Annotated in this window: 18 protein-coding genes and 1 riboswitch; of the genes, 10 read left to right on the top strand and 8 right to left on the bottom strand. The window is 43.6% G+C overall.

The features are described from left to right. Positions 1-107 precede the first annotated feature (107 nt). Entirely contained in the window at positions 108-293 is a 186-nt protein-coding gene (locus ACNAZ4_RS11415; protein WP_283904073.1) for a hypothetical protein, read from the bottom strand. 40 nt (positions 294-333) lie between these two features. Between ACNAZ4_RS11415 and ACNAZ4_RS11410 the strand changes: the two genes are divergently transcribed. Further along, positions 334-1,236 carry a LysR family transcriptional regulator gene (locus tag ACNAZ4_RS11410; RefSeq protein ID WP_415814538.1) on the top strand — a complete coding sequence of 301 codons (903 nt, stop codon included), beginning with the start codon at positions 334-336 and terminating at the stop codon, positions 1,234-1,236. Positions 1,237-1,440: 204 nt separating this feature from the next. Here ACNAZ4_RS11410 and ACNAZ4_RS11405 read toward each other — a convergent pair whose 3' ends face one another. The 6 genes from ACNAZ4_RS11405 to ACNAZ4_RS11380 all read right to left on the bottom strand — a co-directional run bounded on the left by ACNAZ4_RS11405 (position 1,441) and on the right by ACNAZ4_RS11380 (position 6,444). Further along, positions 1,441-3,030: a beta-propeller fold lactonase family protein gene (locus ACNAZ4_RS11405; protein ID WP_415814536.1), complete on the bottom strand. Its 1,590-nt coding sequence runs from the start codon at positions 3,028-3,030 to the stop codon at positions 1,441-1,443. Positions 3,031-3,059: 29 nt separating this feature from the next. Further along, positions 3,060-3,671 carry a 4Fe-4S binding protein gene (locus ACNAZ4_RS11400; protein WP_415814535.1) on the bottom strand — a complete coding sequence of 204 codons (612 nt, stop codon included), beginning with the start codon at positions 3,669-3,671 and terminating at the stop codon, positions 3,060-3,062. Between the two features lie 16 nt (positions 3,672-3,687). Then, a complete protein-coding gene (locus ACNAZ4_RS11395; RefSeq protein ID WP_415814533.1) occupies positions 3,688-4,083 on the bottom strand; it encodes a c-type cytochrome in 396 nt (131 codons plus the stop codon). Between the two features lie 84 nt (positions 4,084-4,167). Beyond that, positions 4,168-4,710: a cbb3-type cytochrome c oxidase subunit II gene (locus ACNAZ4_RS11390; RefSeq protein WP_415814531.1), complete on the bottom strand. Its 543-nt coding sequence runs from the start codon at positions 4,708-4,710 to the stop codon at positions 4,168-4,170. Positions 4,711-4,725: 15 nt separating this feature from the next. Beyond that, a complete protein-coding gene (locus tag ACNAZ4_RS11385) occupies positions 4,726-6,099 on the bottom strand; it encodes a cbb3-type cytochrome c oxidase subunit I (protein ID WP_415814530.1) in 1,374 nt (457 codons plus the stop codon). A gap of 222 nt (positions 6,100-6,321) precedes the next feature. Then, the gene (locus ACNAZ4_RS11380; RefSeq protein ID WP_415814529.1) at positions 6,322-6,444 is read right to left on the bottom strand and encodes a hypothetical protein; all 123 of its coding nucleotides are present in this window, start codon (positions 6,442-6,444) and stop codon (positions 6,322-6,324) included. Between the two features lie 143 nt (positions 6,445-6,587). Between ACNAZ4_RS11380 and ACNAZ4_RS11375 the strand changes: the two genes are divergently transcribed. The 7 genes from ACNAZ4_RS11375 (at position 6,588) to ACNAZ4_RS11345 (ending at position 12,856) form a co-directional block, all read left to right on the top strand. Then, a complete protein-coding gene (locus tag ACNAZ4_RS11375; protein ID WP_415814528.1) occupies positions 6,588-6,722 on the top strand; it encodes a hypothetical protein in 135 nt (44 codons plus the stop codon). A 470-nt stretch (positions 6,723-7,192) separates the two neighbouring features. Beyond that, the gene (locus ACNAZ4_RS11370; RefSeq protein ID WP_415814526.1) at positions 7,193-7,672 is read left to right on the top strand and encodes a DsrE/DsrF/DrsH-like family protein; all 480 of its coding nucleotides are present in this window, start codon (positions 7,193-7,195) and stop codon (positions 7,670-7,672) included. A gap of 57 nt (positions 7,673-7,729) precedes the next feature. Further along, a complete protein-coding gene (locus ACNAZ4_RS11365) occupies positions 7,730-8,308 on the top strand; it encodes a sulfurtransferase TusA family protein (protein WP_415814525.1) in 579 nt (192 codons plus the stop codon). 45 nt (positions 8,309-8,353) lie between these two features. Beyond that, complete coding sequence (locus ACNAZ4_RS11360) at positions 8,354-9,475, top strand: MBL fold metallo-hydrolase (protein WP_415814524.1); 1,122 nt, start codon at positions 8,354-8,356, stop codon at positions 9,473-9,475. A gap of 67 nt (positions 9,476-9,542) precedes the next feature. Then, positions 9,543-9,770, top strand: a complete 228-nt coding sequence (locus ACNAZ4_RS11355; RefSeq protein WP_144478685.1) for a sulfurtransferase TusA family protein — start codon at positions 9,543-9,545, stop codon at positions 9,768-9,770. Positions 9,771-9,854: 84 nt separating this feature from the next. Next, entirely contained in the window at positions 9,855-10,631 is a 777-nt protein-coding gene (locus tag ACNAZ4_RS11350; protein WP_415814523.1) for a sulfite exporter TauE/SafE family protein, read from the top strand. Positions 10,632-11,026: 395 nt separating this feature from the next. Beyond that, a complete protein-coding gene (locus ACNAZ4_RS11345; protein ID WP_415814522.1) occupies positions 11,027-12,856 on the top strand; it encodes a M6 family metalloprotease domain-containing protein in 1,830 nt (609 codons plus the stop codon). 36 nt (positions 12,857-12,892) lie between these two features. On the opposite strand, the gene ACNAZ4_RS11340 is transcribed toward ACNAZ4_RS11345, so the two are convergent. Then, positions 12,893-13,786, bottom strand: a complete 894-nt coding sequence (locus tag ACNAZ4_RS11340; protein WP_415814521.1) for a diacylglycerol/lipid kinase family protein — start codon at positions 13,784-13,786, stop codon at positions 12,893-12,895. A gap of 285 nt (positions 13,787-14,071) precedes the next feature. Then, a riboswitch (cyclic di-AMP (ydaO/yuaA leader) is annotated at positions 14,072-14,214 on the top strand. 178 nt (positions 14,215-14,392) lie between these two features. Between ACNAZ4_RS11340 and ACNAZ4_RS11335 the strand changes: the two genes are divergently transcribed. Together ACNAZ4_RS11335 and ACNAZ4_RS11330 are read left to right on the top strand one after the other, a co-directional pair. Beyond that, a complete protein-coding gene (locus ACNAZ4_RS11335) occupies positions 14,393-15,733 on the top strand; it encodes a TrkH family potassium uptake protein (protein ID WP_415814519.1) in 1,341 nt (446 codons plus the stop codon). Between the two features lie 13 nt (positions 15,734-15,746). Further along, positions 15,747-16,403, top strand: a complete 657-nt coding sequence (locus ACNAZ4_RS11330) for a potassium channel family protein (protein WP_415814517.1) — start codon at positions 15,747-15,749, stop codon at positions 16,401-16,403. Positions 16,404-16,551 lie beyond the last annotated feature (148 nt).

Below are 16,551 nucleotides of genomic sequence, written 5' to 3'. Positions count from 1 at the left end.
GCTTGTTAGTATACTGTCTGAATAAAAAAAATAAAACCCAGGAAGTCTCCCAGGTTTCATTCTTAAAGTTTATCTACACATCTAAACCCTGTATGGTATAATGCCAATTAATGATTCAAGTTTCGTCTGATGCCGAAATAAGTGAACAGGGATACAGTAGATAAAATGACCATTGAGGCGATTTCGAATTTAACATCGCGATAGCTAATGGAATCATCTTTGGTGAAGTACATTAAACCGAAAATGAATACTGATAATACGATGACTGTAACGGCGATATCTAATTTCTTCATTTTTTTCCCTCCAATCTATTAGTAAAGGGGTGCGATCATATTGAATCTGGAACATCTTAAGACATTCATAGCAGCGGCAAGATATGAGAGCTTCTCCCAGGCAGGTAAGATGCTGAACCTTTCCCAGCCAGCAGTCAGCCATCAGATCAGCCAGTTGGAGACCTACTATAATAAGCAGCTGTTCATCCGGGCCAACCGTAAAATAAAGCTTTCAGAGGCAGGTAAAACACTGTATGAGCATGGGCAGCAGCTCCTGGCATTAAATGAGAAACTGGAAAACCTCCTGGCTGAAGGAAATACCAGTGAAACAATCAAGATTGGCTGCAGCAATACAATTGGTGAATGCCTCATATCCAAAATGATCCAGGATATCATTAAATTGAATCCTGATATTGCAAGCCATCAGATCCAGGTCACAATCGGAACATCCGTCGAAATAACAGATTTGCTTTATGCATCCGAAATTGACCTTGCTCTTGTTGAGGGACAAGCTGGACGATATGATTTTATTTCCCATGAATTCTTTGATGATTTGCTCGTTCTTGGCGTGTCCCCGCAGCTCAGAGTCAATCCTGAAAACCAGGATCCTGCCATGCTTGAAGAGATGACGTGGCTGATCCGTGAACCAGGCTGCGCGATGAGACAGGCAACGCTGGACTTATGGAAAGGTCTGAACATCGAACCGCAATCCGTCCTTGTTTATAACAGCAACACACTCATCAAGGAAGGGGTCAAGAGTGGCCTTGGCGTCGCCGTCTTTTCAAAGCTTGCCATTTGTCCCGAGGTCCAATCCAGGCAGCTAATTGTCAGTCCGTTCAAGGACAGGGAGCGTTTCCGCCCATTCTACCTGTTGAGGAAGGATAAGCAGTTCAAGTCAGTCCTCCATGAACGAGTATGGGACCATATAAGAAATCTAGATGAAAATCCTAATGCTTCCTGTTAAAGAGGGCATTAGGATTTTTCATTGATTAAGAAATTATTAAAATAATTTCGTTATGGATAACTAAATAGGTTATCTTAATCCAGCTCCAGCGCCTAGCCCCTCGAGTCGCTTCGGTCCGCCCAATGAAGTCAAAGAACGACTTCACCGGTCGGCCCTCCAGCGCTTGTCGGGGCTGAACGAGGCGCTTGCGCTTTTTGTTCTTTGTTATTCTTTATCCTTCTTCTCTTTCGCAAGTTCAGCCTCTAGTTCGGTTTGAATAGAGAGTGACTTGTGCTGGTCAGAAGCAAGGTAATCGATGATTTGCTGTCTTTGTTCATCGTTCATCTTTGCTCCGTTCCCCTTCATCCGGTCAACAACAGAAGTCCATGCTTCAGGGCCTTTACTGTTGTTTCTCATGATCCGTCCGATATCGTGGCACTGCAGGCAAGTGCCAAGGAAGGCTTCTTCGTTGATATCCCTTGCATCGGGGAAGATGAGGGTTGAAGCTTTCTTGATCCGGTTTGCTTCTTCTGCATTGATTTCTTTTTGGTATTTTACTAGCTGCTCTTTTGGAACATTTGACTTGATCGCGATTCCATTAGGGTTCAACCCAACTTGGATGGTGGTTCTGAAGTCTTTCTTCTTCGTCAAGTCGATCTTTGTGAGCGTCTTGTCACCCCAGTTGGATCCGAACATCATGCTGCCATCCGGACTCCAGTTCAGCCAGTGGATATTCTGGACACCCCAGATTTTCCTTACGATCTTAAAGTTGTCTTCAGGGTCCATTACAGTCAGATAGCCTGCACCATTCTGGGAAGTGTACCAGTATCCGTCCGGACCGAGATAAGGAATATTTGTTCCTGGGCCTGTTTTAATCGTCTTAAGGAGCTGTAATTTTTCTGCATCCATAATCGAGATGGATCCATCATTACGGTTGCCAGTCGCAAGAATATGAGTGTTACCCATGAAGCTTACATTAACTGGTTTAGGGATATCCCCGATTTTCTTGAGAAGCTTCTCTGATTCAGAGTCGTAAATCGCGACTTCATCATCAGCTGTATTGGAAACGGCGACAAACTTTCCATCGTTTGACATATCAAGTCCGGAGCCTGTTCCTTTTCCATAGTCCGTTTCAGTTCTTTCAAGATGTCTCATTTCACCAGTTTCGATGTCAATGACAGTGATGTAAGGTTCCGCCTGAAGGCTGACAAACAATTTCTTTCCGTCAGGGGTGACATTCATATCCCTTGGCTTTTTACCTACATCTTTAAAGACTTTAATAAGCTTGGCTTTTTCAGCATCGATCATGCCTACTGCGCCGACTGCATTCAAAGAGGTGAAGGCGTATTTTCCATCTCTTGAAAAAGTCAGGTGCTGAGGGGCTGGATCGCTGTCGAAGCCAGGGAAATCGATATTATGGTCCTCGAGTGTTTCCATGTTGATAGCGAGTACGCTTGTTCCGTAACGCTGGGTGGCAAAAGCCCATGTTTGGTCCTTATTTAAATGAACATGGTGCGGTGTGCCGGAAGTTTGAATATACTTCACCGGATTTCCGGTTTTGATATCAGCAATGGCAACACCATTACTAACTTCGTTGGATGACAGGATCCAGCCTTCGCCATCCCACTTCGTATTGGGATCTGCGTTTCCGTTCGGCTGATCTTTCCACCAGTTAGAAGAATAGTCCTCATGGAGTGGAGGAAGTTCCTTGCTGTTTTTATCATCAAGTGATGTATCCTTGACTGCGGCCTCTGAACATGCTGTAAGTGAGACGGCCAGTAAAGCGAATGCAGATAGTTTCAAGATCTTTTTCATATATGTTTTCACCTCGCTTTGAAATTTGACTAGAACCATCCAACAAGCAGGACAAGTACAAGGGCAGTTGTTGTACCCCATGTGATCCATACTCCAGGATGTGTAAGCCATTTTGTTTTGTCATCCACACGTGATATGCCCTGGGCAAGTCCGTATGGGCAGACCTTGCAAAAAGAGTTTCTTGCCTTGTAAGACAGCGCTGTGTATAGAGCCGCCGTGGAAGTGACAAGGAAGAAGTATTTATCCATTTTGAAGTTGGCGAGTGAATCCCAGACTGTCATCGGGTTATAGAAGTAACTCACAGTCGAGTAAGCCATGAAGATGCTGACAACCAAAGCGAGCAGGAATGTAACTGCTTTGCCTTTGTCACCCAGCTTCGCTTCAATTTTGTTCAAAAGCATGCTGAAGGTATTATGCGGGCATGCATACTGGCAAAAAGCCCTGTACACGATCATTGACAGTGCAAGGAAAGCCATCAGGAACAAGAATAAGAAAACGAAAAATAAATAGCCAGCTTCGTAGGATAATTGGAAGCCGAACAAGTAAAGCTTTTCATTGTCGATGTCCATCCGGAAACCGTTCCAGAACGGCAGTGTGAAAATAATGATGAAAAATGCCCATCTAGTTATTGTTTTACCCACGTAAATCCTCCTTTCCTTATCTGTAATCCTCTAAATATTCATAAACCTTGTCGATCTCTTTTTCTGTGTAAAGGTGTCCAATTGCAGGCATCGTGTTGCGGCCTTTTTTGATGACATTTTTAATGTCTTCTTCCGACATCCTGTCCGTAACACCCTTCAAGTCAGGGGCAGCACCAGTAGCATGGCAGTTCAGGCATGTTCCTGTGAAAATAAGCTCTCCCTTGTTATCCTGTGGAGCCGCCGCAGGTTCGACTGCAAGCTTTCCAGGCATGAAGATCGCATAGCCAATCGCCCAGATGGCCACAACATAAAATACAGCTACCAGGAGTTTCGGCACCTTATTGTGTTCAATTTTAATACCGGAGACAATATCCTCATCTTTGCTATCATGTTGCTGATATTCTTTTTTCATGTTTTACACCTGCCTTTAAATGCTGTTATAGGGACTCATCACCTTAAATCGCTGGGATTCAAGGCAATGAGCATTTAATGGATTTTAGTTATTGTTTGTTGATTTTGCTTCTTCACGCTCTTTCTGGTACTCTTCCAATCTTTCTTCTGTTGGCTTGAGGCCCATCAAGTAAGCGACAAGGTCATCGAGTTCCTGATTGGTCAGGTAATCGAAGGATGGCATGATAGAACCTGGGCTTGTTGATTGAGGATCAATCAAGTGCTGGCGCTGCCAGTCTTCGTTATACTTCAGGCCAACCCACATTAAATCCGGGCCAGTACGATTAGAACCTAAAAGATGTGGCAAATCATATTTGTAGTCGCCGCCCTTTGATACTGGTCCAAGGTTTTGGTTCGTATCAGCTGGCAATGCCCTGACAAATTGTGTGTGGCATGTCTGGCAGCCGTTTTGGATATAGATGTCTCTTCCTCTTGCTTCAGCAGAATCCTCTGGATAGTTGCGGAGTTCACCGCTTGCAGTCGCAGAGTTGATTTCATTGTCAAAGAGGGGAAGGATGACCGTTCCGGCTACACCGAACATCCATAAAATCAATGCAACGATTAGTACAGCTGATGGTTTACGTTCCAACGTGTTCCCTCCTCATTAAGCAGTAGCAGCTTGCTGCTGTGCTTGCTGTTTTTTCTCAAGTTTTGCAAGTTTAATAGTCTTATACATATTCCATGCCAAGAAGAACTGAGCTACATACATCATAGTTCCGCCAATTGCGCGGCCTTGTACGTATGGTTCCATCATTATTACAGTCTGCAGGAATGGCACGCCTTCGATCCATGCGAATCCCTGGACGACACCAGCGATCCATAAAGAGAATGCGAAGACAAGGAAACCGACAGTAGAGAACCAGAAGTGTGCTTCCATTGCTCTCTTGCTGAACATTTCACGTCCTACGATCTTTGGCAGGATGTAGTAGATTGCTGCGAACGATGTGAAAGAAAATGCGCCGAATGGTCCCATATGCGCATGACCGACTGTCCAGTGTGTAAATTTAATGACTGAACTTACAGATGGCAGAGCTTGCAGTGGTCCCTGCAGGCAAGCGAACAGGTAAAAAATCGTACCGGCCATCGTGAAACGAAGCGGCACGCTCGTCCTTGTCTGTGACCATGAACCTTTCATCGTTCCCCAGAAGTTAGCCAAAACGGCCCAAACCGGGATTAATAGAACGATTGATGGAATGACACCTGCTTTTGAGATCCAGCTAGGAATTGGGCCATTCATCAAATGGTGAGGACCATTCCATACATAGAAGGTAGCGATTGCCCAGAATCCGATCATGGATAGCTGGTGGCTGTAAAGCGGACGTCCTGTCAGCTTTGGCAGCAGGTAATAAATCTGTCCGACACCGACTGTTGTCATCCAGAGGCCGATTGCGTTATGTCCAAGGAACCAGCCCATCAACCCTTGCTGTACGCCACTTGGAATCCATTGTGGCGGGAAGTTTCCGACAATCCATGTCAACGGCAGCCACAGCAATGAGCCGAGGAAATACCAAAGGCTGACATAAAGCATTTTTTCTGTCCTTTGTCCAACCGTCTTGAAAAGGTTATAAGCTACAAGTCCAATTGCGACAAGAAGCTGGACGTCAACCCAGAGAGGGAATTCTCCGTACTCGATGACAGAAGTCTGTCCGAATAGCAATGCGAAGAAACCTTCCAAAATGACAATGTTATAAAATACTAGTGAAAAATTCCCCAGCTTTTCGCTATAAACGGTAGTTTTGGCGAGCTTGGGAATCATGTAGAACATCGATCCTACATAAGCCATTGATAACCACGCATAGATGACGAGCATGACGTGGGCCGAACGAATATGTCCGTAAGTTGTCCAGCGATTGTTCAACAATTCTGGCCAGATTTGTTTTGTTGCAGTAAGAAGTCCCATGCTCATGCCGATGATGATCCAGAAAACAGCAGCAATGAACCAATTCTTCGAAGAACTCCATTTTTCGTCTGTAAACATTTTGACACTCCCTTGTTCATAAAATAACCACATAAATTTCACAATTTCTTCACAATCTGCTATGTTACATGATACATCCCAATAAGAAATAAAGTTATTCAACTTTTTTATAGTGTTATCCAATTGTTTTATACTAGCTGTCTAGCTGGTAAAAATGAGCCCTTTTTAACATTTATGGCAAAAAAAAACAGAGCGAGTTTCATTCGCTCTGTTGGGGAAGTTTTAGTTTTGTTCTTCATTTTTATTATTCTTTTTACGAAGTGTATCAAGGATGAAGATAATCAGGATGGGCACTCCGATGTAATAGAAGAGATCGAAGAAAAAGCCAAGGGATTGATGGTCCATTTTTGTACCTCCTTCATTATTTGACCACATTGTAATCCGATGGTTTTTATTTTACAACCCCTTAAATATACTCTGGACGGTTTCCGGAATTTCTGTTAGAGTAATTCGATAGTGATGATGATAATATAAAAGGAGGTGTAGAAATGGCACCGGGAGCATGGATTTTACTTATCGTCATGATCGCCTTCACCGCTTCTGCTGGGATGATTTGGGCATGGAGCAAGAAAAACGGTCTATACGATGAAACTGTTAAATATAGAATGCTTGACGAAGACTAAAAAGCCTGGAGCACAATCTTTACAATCTGCTAATTTAAAGATTTTTCATGCCAGGCTTTGATTTTTTTTTTTATTTTTCCGCATTTATTTTCTTCTGATGATTTAAAAATCCTTTCAAATTGTATCTTCATTTTTATACCAAAAAACTAATTTCTTCTATATAAATAGAAACGCATAGCAAAACCGACATCCATTTTGTTTTTTTAATATATCTATGGAATCTCTTATCAACTTTTGCTGAGCGGTGCATATGATGGTTATATCCGTGTTGGCTGCGGTTTTTCTCGGCTTAATACATTCTCGGATGAAAAAAGACATAAAAAATTCATAATTACGGTTGACAATGGGATGAATATTTTATAAGATATACCCTGTGAGGTATTTAACACTGTAATCACGTTAGAAAAGATATTATATTTTTTTGCCGTCTAAAATACCCATTACCGTAATTAAAGAGAGGGAGTTAGATAATGGGAGAACAGAAAAAAACGACAATCATTTTATTCAGTGGGGATTATGACAAGGTCATGGCAGCCTACATCATTGCCAATGGCGCAGCGGCTTATGATCATGAGGTGACAATCTTCCACACCTTCTGGGGTTTGAATGCCTTAAGGAAGGATGAGCCAATCCAGGCAGACAAAGGTTTCATTGAAAAGATGTTTGCCAAGATGATGCCAAGAGGCGAGAACAAATTGGGATTATCCAAGATGAACTACGCTGGCTTCGGACCAAAAATGATCAAGGACGTCATGAAGAAGCATAATGCAATGCCGCTTCCGGATTTGATCGAAATGGCCAAGGAACAGGACGTAAAGCTTGTTGCCTGTCAAATGACTGTAGACTTATTTGGTCTTACACAAGAAGAAATTATGGAAGGTGTCGAATTTGCTGGGGTAGCAGCGTATCTGGCTGATGCGGAAAACGGCAACGTCAACCTGTTCATCTAATAGACCGGCTGTACAAGGTCATAACAGCCAATTGATACTATAATTGGAGGTCAATAAATGGAAACTGTAAAAACGAATGCAACTGTCGATGCAAAAGGCCTTGCGTGCCCGATGCCAATCGTCAGGACAAAGAAGGCAATCAATAATTTGAATCCGGGCGAGGTTTTAGAAGTGCTTGCAACGGATAAAGGTTCTAGGGCAGATATCCAGGCCTGGTCCAAGAGCTCAGGCAACCAGTACCTTGGAACGATTGAAGAAGGCGATGTTCTTAAGCACTACATCCGCAAAGGCGGTTCAGGTGAAGAGCAGGAAGAAACCAAATTCGAGAACATTGTTTCCAACGAAGAGGTTCTGAAGAAGCTTGAAGCAAACGAAGATGTTCTAGTCCTTGATGTAAGGGAACCAGCTGAATATGCCTTTGGACATATTCCAAATGCCGTCTCGATTCCTTTCGGCGATCTTGAAAACCGAATTGAAGAACTAGATAAATCGAAGACCATCCTTGTTGTCTGCCGTACAGGGAACAGAAGTGACATAGCTTCACAGACACTTGCAAGCAAAGGCTTCGATAAGGTTTGGAACGTCGTACCAGGCATGTCTGAATGGAATGGCCCAACTGAAACGAAAGTACAGTAATTATTTTTTTTAGAAAAAATCATACCCAGGGAGGTACAATAGATTATGAAAGCAATGACGTCTAAAGAAGTAACAAAGAAAGTATTCGATAAAGAACCATTATTCATCCTTGATGTCCGTAACGAGAGCGACTTCAATGACTGGAAAATCGAAGGCGAGAACTTCGAATACCTTAACATCCCATACTTCGATCTTCTGGATGGAGTAGAAGAAATCCTTGATCAAGTGCCAACTGACAAAGAAGTACTTGTTGTCTGCGCAAAAGAAGGTTCTTCAGTGATGGTCGCTGAAATGCTTGACGAAGCTGGCCGCGAAGTATCTTATCTTCAAGGCGGAATGAAAGCATGGAGCGAACACCTTGAGCCAGTTAAGGTTGGAGAGCTTAATGATGGCGGATCTATGTACCAGTTCGTCCGTATCGGCAAAGGCTGCCTATCTTATGCAGTTGTTTCAAACGGTGAAGCTGCTTTGATTGACGCTACAAGAATGACAGATGTATACCTTGACTTCGCTAAGGAGCTTGGCGTTGAAATCAAGCATGTATTCGATACTCACCTGCACGCAGACCACATTTCCGGCGGCAGGAAAATTGCCGAAGCAACAGGAGCAACATATTGGCTACCTCCAAAAGATGCTGACGAAGTAACATTCAACTATCAGCCTCTAGAAGATGGCAATAACGTTAAAATTGGTGAAACGAACATCGACATCAACGCGCTTTACACACCAGGCCACACAATCGGTTCCACTTCATTTGTGGTAGATGAAAAATATCTTCTGTCAGGAGATATACTATTCATTGACTCAATTGGACGTCCTGACCTGGCTGGTAAAGCGGAAGACTGGGTAGCAGATTTAAGAAACTCACTATACAATCGCTACAAGCAGCTTTCTGATGAACTGGTTGTTCTTCCAGCACACTTCATGATCATCGAAGAGCTGAACGAAGATGGCAGCGTATCTGAAAAATTAGGTACTCTTTTTGCAAAGAACCACGGTTTGAATATCGAAGATGAGGCTGAATTCCGCAGACTTGTAACGGAGAACCTGCCACCGCAGCCAAATGCATATCAGGAAATCCGTGAAACAAATATGGGTAAAATCAGCCCAGACGATGAAAAACAAAGAGAAATGGAAATTGGACCAAACCGCTGTGCGGTAAGATAAATCAGGCAAGGGGGGGCTTTGCTCCCCGGAAAATACAACTTTTTATACAACCAAGGAGGATTTTTACATGAACGTAGCAAAAGTATTAGACGCAAAAGGACTAGCTTGTCCAATGCCAATCGTAAAAACAAAGAAGGCAATCACTGATCTTCAATCCGGAGACGTACTTGAAATCCATACAACTGATAAAGGCGCTGTAAAAGATCTTGCAGCCTGGGCACAATCAACTGGAAACGAACTACTGAAGCACGAAGAAGAAAACGGTGTGTTCAAGTTCTGGATGAAGAAGGCCTAATTGAACGAAGGGAGAGCTTGTCTCCCTTTTCTTGTGGTTATAAAGATTATAGAGTTCAGTTATTTAAATTAAGGGGGAAACCTGATGGATTTATCATTTATTATCGTTATATTTTTAATTGGTTTTATCGGTTCTTATATATCCGGGATGGTTGGAATTGGCGGTTCAATCATTAAATACCCTATGCTATTATACATTCCGCCATTGTTCGGCCTTGCAGCATTCAGCGCCCATGAGGTTTCAGGGATCAGCGCGGTCCAGGTTTTCTTCGCGACCATCGGTGGTGTCTGGGCTTATCGTAAAGGCGGATACCTGAACAAGACATTGATCATTTACATGGGATCCTCAATCCTTGTTGGTTCCTTGATCGGAAGCTACGGTTCCCGTTTCATGTCTGAAGGCGGCATCAACCTTGTATACGGTATCCTTGCATTGATTGCAGCCGTCATGATGTTCATCCCTAAGAAAAACGTCGATGACATCCCGCTCGACCAGGTAACATTCAACAAATGGCTTGCCGCATTCTTCGCTTTGATCGTAGGTGTTGGCGCCGGTATCGTTGGTGCAGCGGGAGCATTCCTGCTGGTACCGATCATGCTCGTCGTCTTGAAAATCCCAACAAGGATGACGATCGCCACTTCACTGGCAATCACATTCATTTCATCTATCGGTTCAACAGTAGGTAAGATTGCCACTGGCCAAGTAGATTTCGTGCCAGCAATGATCATGGTTGTGGCAAGTCTGATCGCCTCACCATTAGGTGCAAACGCTGGTAAAAAAGTAAACACAAAGATTCTTCAATACATCCTCGCAGTACTAATCCTTGGTACAGCAATCAAAATCTGGATGGATATCCTTTAAAATTCATTTATCGTAAAGACTCCGCTGTGGCGGAGTCTTTTTATTTTTTTTTTGGACGAGCGTTGGTTATTTTGACAGGTTTCAAGAGGAAAGGCTCATAGTTGCCAAGAAAGCAGCGTTATTTTGACAGCTTTCATGATGAATATCTCCAATCTGTCAAAAGTCAGGTAGGGCTAAAAAAAGTTGTCATAAGCAGTAAAAACTTAAGATAAGTAGAAGTAATCTTTTAAATGGTTTATTAGGGTAATGTAGTTAAATTTTATAAAAATAACCATAGAATTAAGCCTTTCGGCACATCGGAAAACCTATTAAATAAGCATTTATCCCTATTTAGAATATACTGAATATTTTATATTATTTAGGAAATGGAAATATTCTAATAGGGAGTGAATGTATTGTTAAAAGTCCTTTCAACTTCGGCACTATCCCTTGCTTTAGCGGGCAGCGCAGTGTTTGCGGGTGTTAATGCAAATGATTACGCGGTTAAGCAGCAAAGTAAATATGAACTAAGCCTTGCTCACCATGTAGGTGCTGCTCCTGAGCTTGTTGATAGAGCGAAGGAATTAGGAATCGATATTTCAAAGGTTGATCCTGCAGAGAAAATCGCAAATAATGGTGCGAAATTCCAGCAGCCGGGCGACAATCATGTTGCATACAAGGAAGCAAATGGCGACATTCCGGTACTGGTCATTCTGGCAAAGTATAAGGATGGAGATGAACCGGTTGGCGACATGCCAGGGCAGGTTCCGCCACATTACTACGAAGACCTCATTTTCGGTAAAGAGTACAATCCGTATGAACTGGAGCAATTCAAAAAGTATGATGGCCCAGATGTTCCAAAAGACAGAACGATGCAGAATGCATATAAGGAATCAAGTTACGGAAAAACCAATCTGGTCCGCAAAGAAGATACCGACTTTGTATGGGTTGAGCTTCCTAAGGGAGCGTCTTACTACCTTGATCAGGAAGGAACATATGCTGAAGGCGGAGTGTACAAGCTTGGCAACGTAAACGGTGACGCCCATACTGGCGAATTCATCCGTGACCTGTTGAAAGCAGCAGATGATCAAGTCGATTTCTCAAAATATGCAGATGAAGATGGCGAAGTTCCAAACGTATTCGTGATCCATGAAGGTACTGGAGCTGAATACAGCCGTGACCCGGCACAGTTCTGGTCACACAAGTGGAGCTTGCTCAGCGCGCTTTACTATGGAAAATACTATGAAACTGGAAAGCCTGCAGATGTTTATGCTGGCATGAGCCAGTCAGAATGGATTGGAAAAACGGTTAAAGAAGATATGACTTATGATGGCGTAGTCGTGAACAACTACAACATCCAGCCAGGAATCGGCGGTAACGTAGCAGGTTTCGATGCAGCGACTAACACGTATAAAGAAGAAGCGAAAACAGGTCCATTCCCCGTGCAGACTGGCGTTTATGCCCATGAATTTGGACATGCTTTAGGATTGCCTGATTTCTATGACACTCTGTACTCATCAGAAGGTGTAGGAAACTACTCGATGATGGCAGGCGGTTCATGGATGCGCTATCCGGATAAAGCTGAGTACGGCGGAAACTCACCGACACACTTCGATCCATTCTCAAAGGTTTTCCTGGGATGGGCTAATCCAATCGAAGTAACACCTAAAAGTGGTGTAAAAGAAATCACTTTACCAGCTGTAAACAAAGCAACTGCTGACAACGGAATCGTCAAGATGGAAGTTCCGGGTTCGAATGGCACTGAATACTTCCTGTTTGAAAACATGCAGCAGGATGGCTTCAACAAAGGTATGGTCCGTCAGGGTAAAGATGCTCACGGTTTAGTTGCGTGGCATGTTGATGAAAATGTCATCAACCTCTACCAGACAGCCGGATTCCGTCCGAACAACGTTGAAAACTGGATGAACAAGCGCTTCCAGTACAACCAATCACAGACGGCAAGCAATGGCGATGTGGTAACTCACTACGGCCTATCTGTCCTGCAGGCAGACGGGAAATATGATCTTGAGAAGAACCTTAACCGCGGTGATGCTGGTGACTTCTTCAAGTCTGGCAGCAAGATCACTCCTGTTTCCGGGAATGTACACACAGGATCTTACTACTTCTGGAAAGGTTACGGTGCTACACCTGCTGATTCCGGTATCCATGTAACCGGCATCAAGGAAAATGCAGATGGCTCCATCACAGCGAAGTTCTTCTATAACTTTGATTCAAGTGTAAAATAAGACTTAAAGAAACCTGAGCCAGGGTGAAGTCCCTGTTCAGGTTTTTTGATTAGATGGCACAAAAATATCGAGATGACCCGGGAGGACTTTTCCACTGAACGGCAGCGGTTCTCCTTCTTCTCCGTCGATATTCACCACATGCGCTTTGTCGGAGGTTACATTCAGATAGGATGAACGTATATATTCGACCTCTTTGCTTTCTTCCAATTCTCCTTTTAAAAGGGAAGGGATGAGTGTAGCGATTTTTGGGATGGATAGCTTTTTGATGATAAATGTATGGAATTCACCGTCATTTACGTCTGCTTCAGGAGCAAGTGCCTCAAATCCGCCAACGGAATTTGTCAGGGCTGTTAGCAAAAGGTAGGTTTCTCCTTCCCATTTCCCGCCTTCGTGTTCTACACTGATTTCAATCGCTTCACCATTCAGGAAGGACTTAGCTCCTTCCATAAAATAAGCCAGTGGACCGAGCCTGGTTTTTTGTTCGGCGCTCACATTATAAGAGGCTTCTGCAATCGCTCCAACGGCAAGAACATTAGCAAAATAAGACTCATTAACCTTGCCGATATCGACAGGACGAGGATTTTGTTCCTCCAAAATTGAAATTGCTTTATAAGGGTCCAACGGGATATTGAGCGCCCTGGCAAAATCATTGATTGTCCCGAGCGGAATGATCCCAAAAGCAGGCCGGTGTTCTTGTTCGGCTAGTCCGTTGATGGCTTCATTGATTGTTCCGTCGCCGCCCATAGCTATGACTGCATCATACATACCAACGCAGGCTTCGGTCGCAAATGCAGCGGCATCGCCCTCTTTTTCCGTTTTTCTGATCTCTATTTCCTCATATTTGCTTCGCAAGGTTTCTTCTATTTTTTCTGCATAATCATTCGCTTTTTCTTTTCCTGAAGAAGGATTCAATATAATCATCGCTTTCATCCGAAACCACCTCCAAACAGTTTTGATAACCCTATTATTTACCTTTAATTCCCCGACTATAAACCGCGTCCCAAGGGCGGACAGATTGGTTACTGACTTAACGGGAGTGTAAAACAAAGAAAAACAGCGATTCAGTGAGAAACTCATTGATATTTTGTCATTATTGGAAAAAAATGAATGGAATACGTCATTTTTGCCTTCCTTTTCATGTTTACAACCGAAATGCGGAGGAGTATGATTACAACAGTTTCATATTTCTGGAACCTAAAACAGAATGAGTTTCATATTTCTAAATCGCTAAATCCGGCAGGAGCGGGGGAACCAATTTTGTGGATACGTCCACTTGGGGTGAAGCCTTATTCTTAAGGCGGGGCTATTCTGAGCCCTAATCCGACAGCTAACTTCGCAAGCGTTGCAGAAGAGGAAGATGAAGCTTGTGTGACGATGATCCAAAAGTCCACAAGGCTGATATCTTTTAGCCTCTGGGGGCTTTTTTGTTTTGCATGATTATAGATGCTCCAATTATATCAGGAGCCAATCAAGCATTAGTCCCTGCAAGAAATATTAGACGCATAATTCCTCATACTAAGGAAAGAGGGAAGGGCCATGCGCAGTAAATTGTTATTCAGTCTGGACCCGCCAAAAGTGCTTGTCTTCGGGTTCGGCTTGATTATTCTGTTGGGGACATTGTTGCTTACCTTGCCATCCGCCACAGTTGATGGCAGAGGCCTCCCGTTATTGGATGCCTTGTTTACGGCAACATCCGCAACTTGTGTAACAGGCCTTGTTGTCGTCGACACAGGTGATACCTTCACCAAGTTTGGGGAAATGATCATCCTGTCGATGATCCAGATTGGCGGGCTTGGTTTCATGAGCTTTGCCACACTGCTTGCATTTATTTTAGGAAAAAGAATTTCGTTCAAAGAAAGGCTGATTATCCAGGAGTCATTGAATAACGAGACGGTCGAAGGGATTGTCAGGCTTGTCAAACGGATTTTCCTTTTTACAGCGGTAATCGAGATTGCAGGCGGAGTCATTCTATCGATGCGATTTTCACAGAATATGGCTGCAGGAAAAGCCATTTACTATGGGTTTTTTCACGCGATTTCGAACTTCAATAATGCCGGATTTGATATAATGGGTGGATACAAAGGGCTTACCGCATATACTTCAGACCCAATCGTCAATATCACGATGATCACTTTGATCAGCTTTGGCGGCATCGGCTTCATTGTCATGAACGAGCTGTATGAATATCGAAGGACTAGAAGGCTATCGCTGCATTCGAAAATCGTCCTCAGCGTATCCGGTATCCTTGTGTTCGCAGGCGCGCTGATGATTTTCATTCTTGAATACAAGAACCCATCGACCTTGAAGCCTATGTCGATGACTGGTAAAATGTTCGGGGCGCTATACCAGGCCGTAACACCAAGAACAGCAGGGTCCAACACCCTGAATATCCCGGACCTTAAACAGTCCACCTTATTTTTGATCATTTTCCTGATGTTCATAGGTGCATCGCCAGGTTCCACCGGCGGAGGCATCAAGACTACTACCTTCGCCATCCTGTTAGGCGCAGTCAAGTCGCAGATTCGCGGCCGCGAAGATGTCACCTTTTTTGGCAGACGAGTGGACTACAGCATTATTTCGAAAGCACTGACGGTTACGCTGATTGCGCTATTTTTAGTAGGTTCGATTACAATGGTTTTGACGATTACGGAACCAGGGAAAGACTTTTTGATGCTCTTTTTTGAGGCTGTATCGGCCTTTTCAACTGTCGGCCTATCGATGGGCTTGACGCCTGAACTGTCATCATATGGAAAAATCCTGATTCTTATAACGATGTTTGCGGGCCGGGTTGGTCCATTGACACTTGCGTTTGCAGTGGCAAGAAAAAGAAAAGAAACTCATTATCGGCATCCAGCTGGAAAAGTGATGATTGGGTAGGAGGATAATAATTATGGCAAAGCAATATGCAGTAATCGGGATGGGGCGCTTCGGATCAAGTGTTGCCACCACCCTTTATCATGAAGGACACGAAGTACTGGCGATTGATAAAAGTGAGCAGCATATCGAAGACTATAAAGAGTTTGTAACACATGCAGTAATCGGGGATTCGACTGATGAGCAGACATTGAGGGCTGTTGGCATCAGGAATTTTGAGACCGTCATTGTTGCCATAGGAGACGACATCCAGGCAAGTATCCTCACCGTCCTGATTTTAAAAGAGATGGGCGTATCGAATGTCGTGGCCAAAGCACTTAATAAACACCATGCACAGGTATTGTTCAAGGTTGGCGCGGACAAAGTCATCTTCCCTGAACGGGACATGGGTGAACGGGTTGCCCATCAGCTGATGGCATCCCCGAATGTCTTGAATTTCATCGAGCTTTCAGATGACTACAGCATCGAGGAAATCAAGCTGCCTATGAGCATGGCCGGCAAAAACCTGATCGAAATCAATCTGCGTGCCAAATACAATATCACCGTAATCGGCGTCAAGACCGCAAACAAAGTCGATATTTCACCAGACCCGGAGAAGACGCTGCGAGCAGAAGACATCCTGATTGTCCTCGGCGAAAATGGCGACTTGAACAAATTCACGAAAATAAAATAATGACAGGAAGCAGGCTGGGAGATGACAGCCTGCTTTTTTATTTGTTTATTATTTTGAAAATTGATAAAAGATAGACTTTCTCTTCTACCATTAACAAAAATAGGCTGTGGCCGATGAAATACATATAAATTTACTGGAAAAGGGAGCA

The organism is Mesobacillus thioparans (genome assembly GCF_965138835.1).
Lineage (GTDB): Bacteria > Bacillota > Bacilli > Bacillales > Cytobacillaceae > Mesobacillus > Mesobacillus thioparans.
The sequence above is the reverse complement of the archived record's forward strand: the minus strand, read 5'-3'. Positions and strand labels throughout refer to the sequence as shown.

What these genes read in the sequence shown, in the direction of transcription:
- ACNAZ4_RS11415 (WP_283904073.1), bottom strand. Translation starts at nt 293, where the DNA reads ATGAAGAAATTAGATATCGCCGTTACAGTCATCGTATTATCAGTATTC.
- ACNAZ4_RS11405 (WP_415814536.1), bottom strand. Translation starts at nt 3,030, where the DNA reads ATGAAAAAGATCTTGAAACTATCTGCATTCGCTTTACTGGCCGTCTCA.
- ACNAZ4_RS11395 (WP_415814533.1), bottom strand. Translation starts at nt 4,083, where the DNA reads ATGAAAAAAGAATATCAGCAACATGATAGCAAAGATGAGGATATTGTC.
- ACNAZ4_RS11385 (WP_415814530.1), bottom strand. Translation starts at nt 6,099, where the DNA reads ATGTTTACAGACGAAAAATGGAGTTCTTCGAAGAATTGGTTCATTGCT.
- ACNAZ4_RS11380 (WP_415814529.1), bottom strand. Translation starts at nt 6,444, where the DNA reads ATGGACCATCAATCCCTTGGCTTTTTCTTCGATCTCTTCTATTACATC.
- ACNAZ4_RS11375 (WP_415814528.1), top strand. Translation starts at nt 6,588, where the DNA reads ATGGCACCGGGAGCATGGATTTTACTTATCGTCATGATCGCCTTCACC.
- ACNAZ4_RS11370 (WP_415814526.1), top strand. Translation starts at nt 7,193, where the DNA reads ATGGGAGAACAGAAAAAAACGACAATCATTTTATTCAGTGGGGATTAT.
- ACNAZ4_RS11365 (WP_415814525.1), top strand. Translation starts at nt 7,730, where the DNA reads ATGGAAACTGTAAAAACGAATGCAACTGTCGATGCAAAAGGCCTTGCG.
- ACNAZ4_RS11360 (WP_415814524.1), top strand. Translation starts at nt 8,354, where the DNA reads ATGAAAGCAATGACGTCTAAAGAAGTAACAAAGAAAGTATTCGATAAA.
- ACNAZ4_RS11355 (WP_144478685.1), top strand. Translation starts at nt 9,543, where the DNA reads ATGAACGTAGCAAAAGTATTAGACGCAAAAGGACTAGCTTGTCCAATG.
- ACNAZ4_RS11350 (WP_415814523.1), top strand. Translation starts at nt 9,855, where the DNA reads ATGGATTTATCATTTATTATCGTTATATTTTTAATTGGTTTTATCGGT.
- ACNAZ4_RS11340 (WP_415814521.1), bottom strand. Translation starts at nt 13,786, where the DNA reads ATGAAAGCGATGATTATATTGAATCCTTCTTCAGGAAAAGAAAAAGCG.
- ACNAZ4_RS11335 (WP_415814519.1), top strand. Translation starts at nt 14,393, where the DNA reads ATGCGCAGTAAATTGTTATTCAGTCTGGACCCGCCAAAAGTGCTTGTC.
- ACNAZ4_RS11330 (WP_415814517.1), top strand. Translation starts at nt 15,747, where the DNA reads ATGGCAAAGCAATATGCAGTAATCGGGATGGGGCGCTTCGGATCAAGT.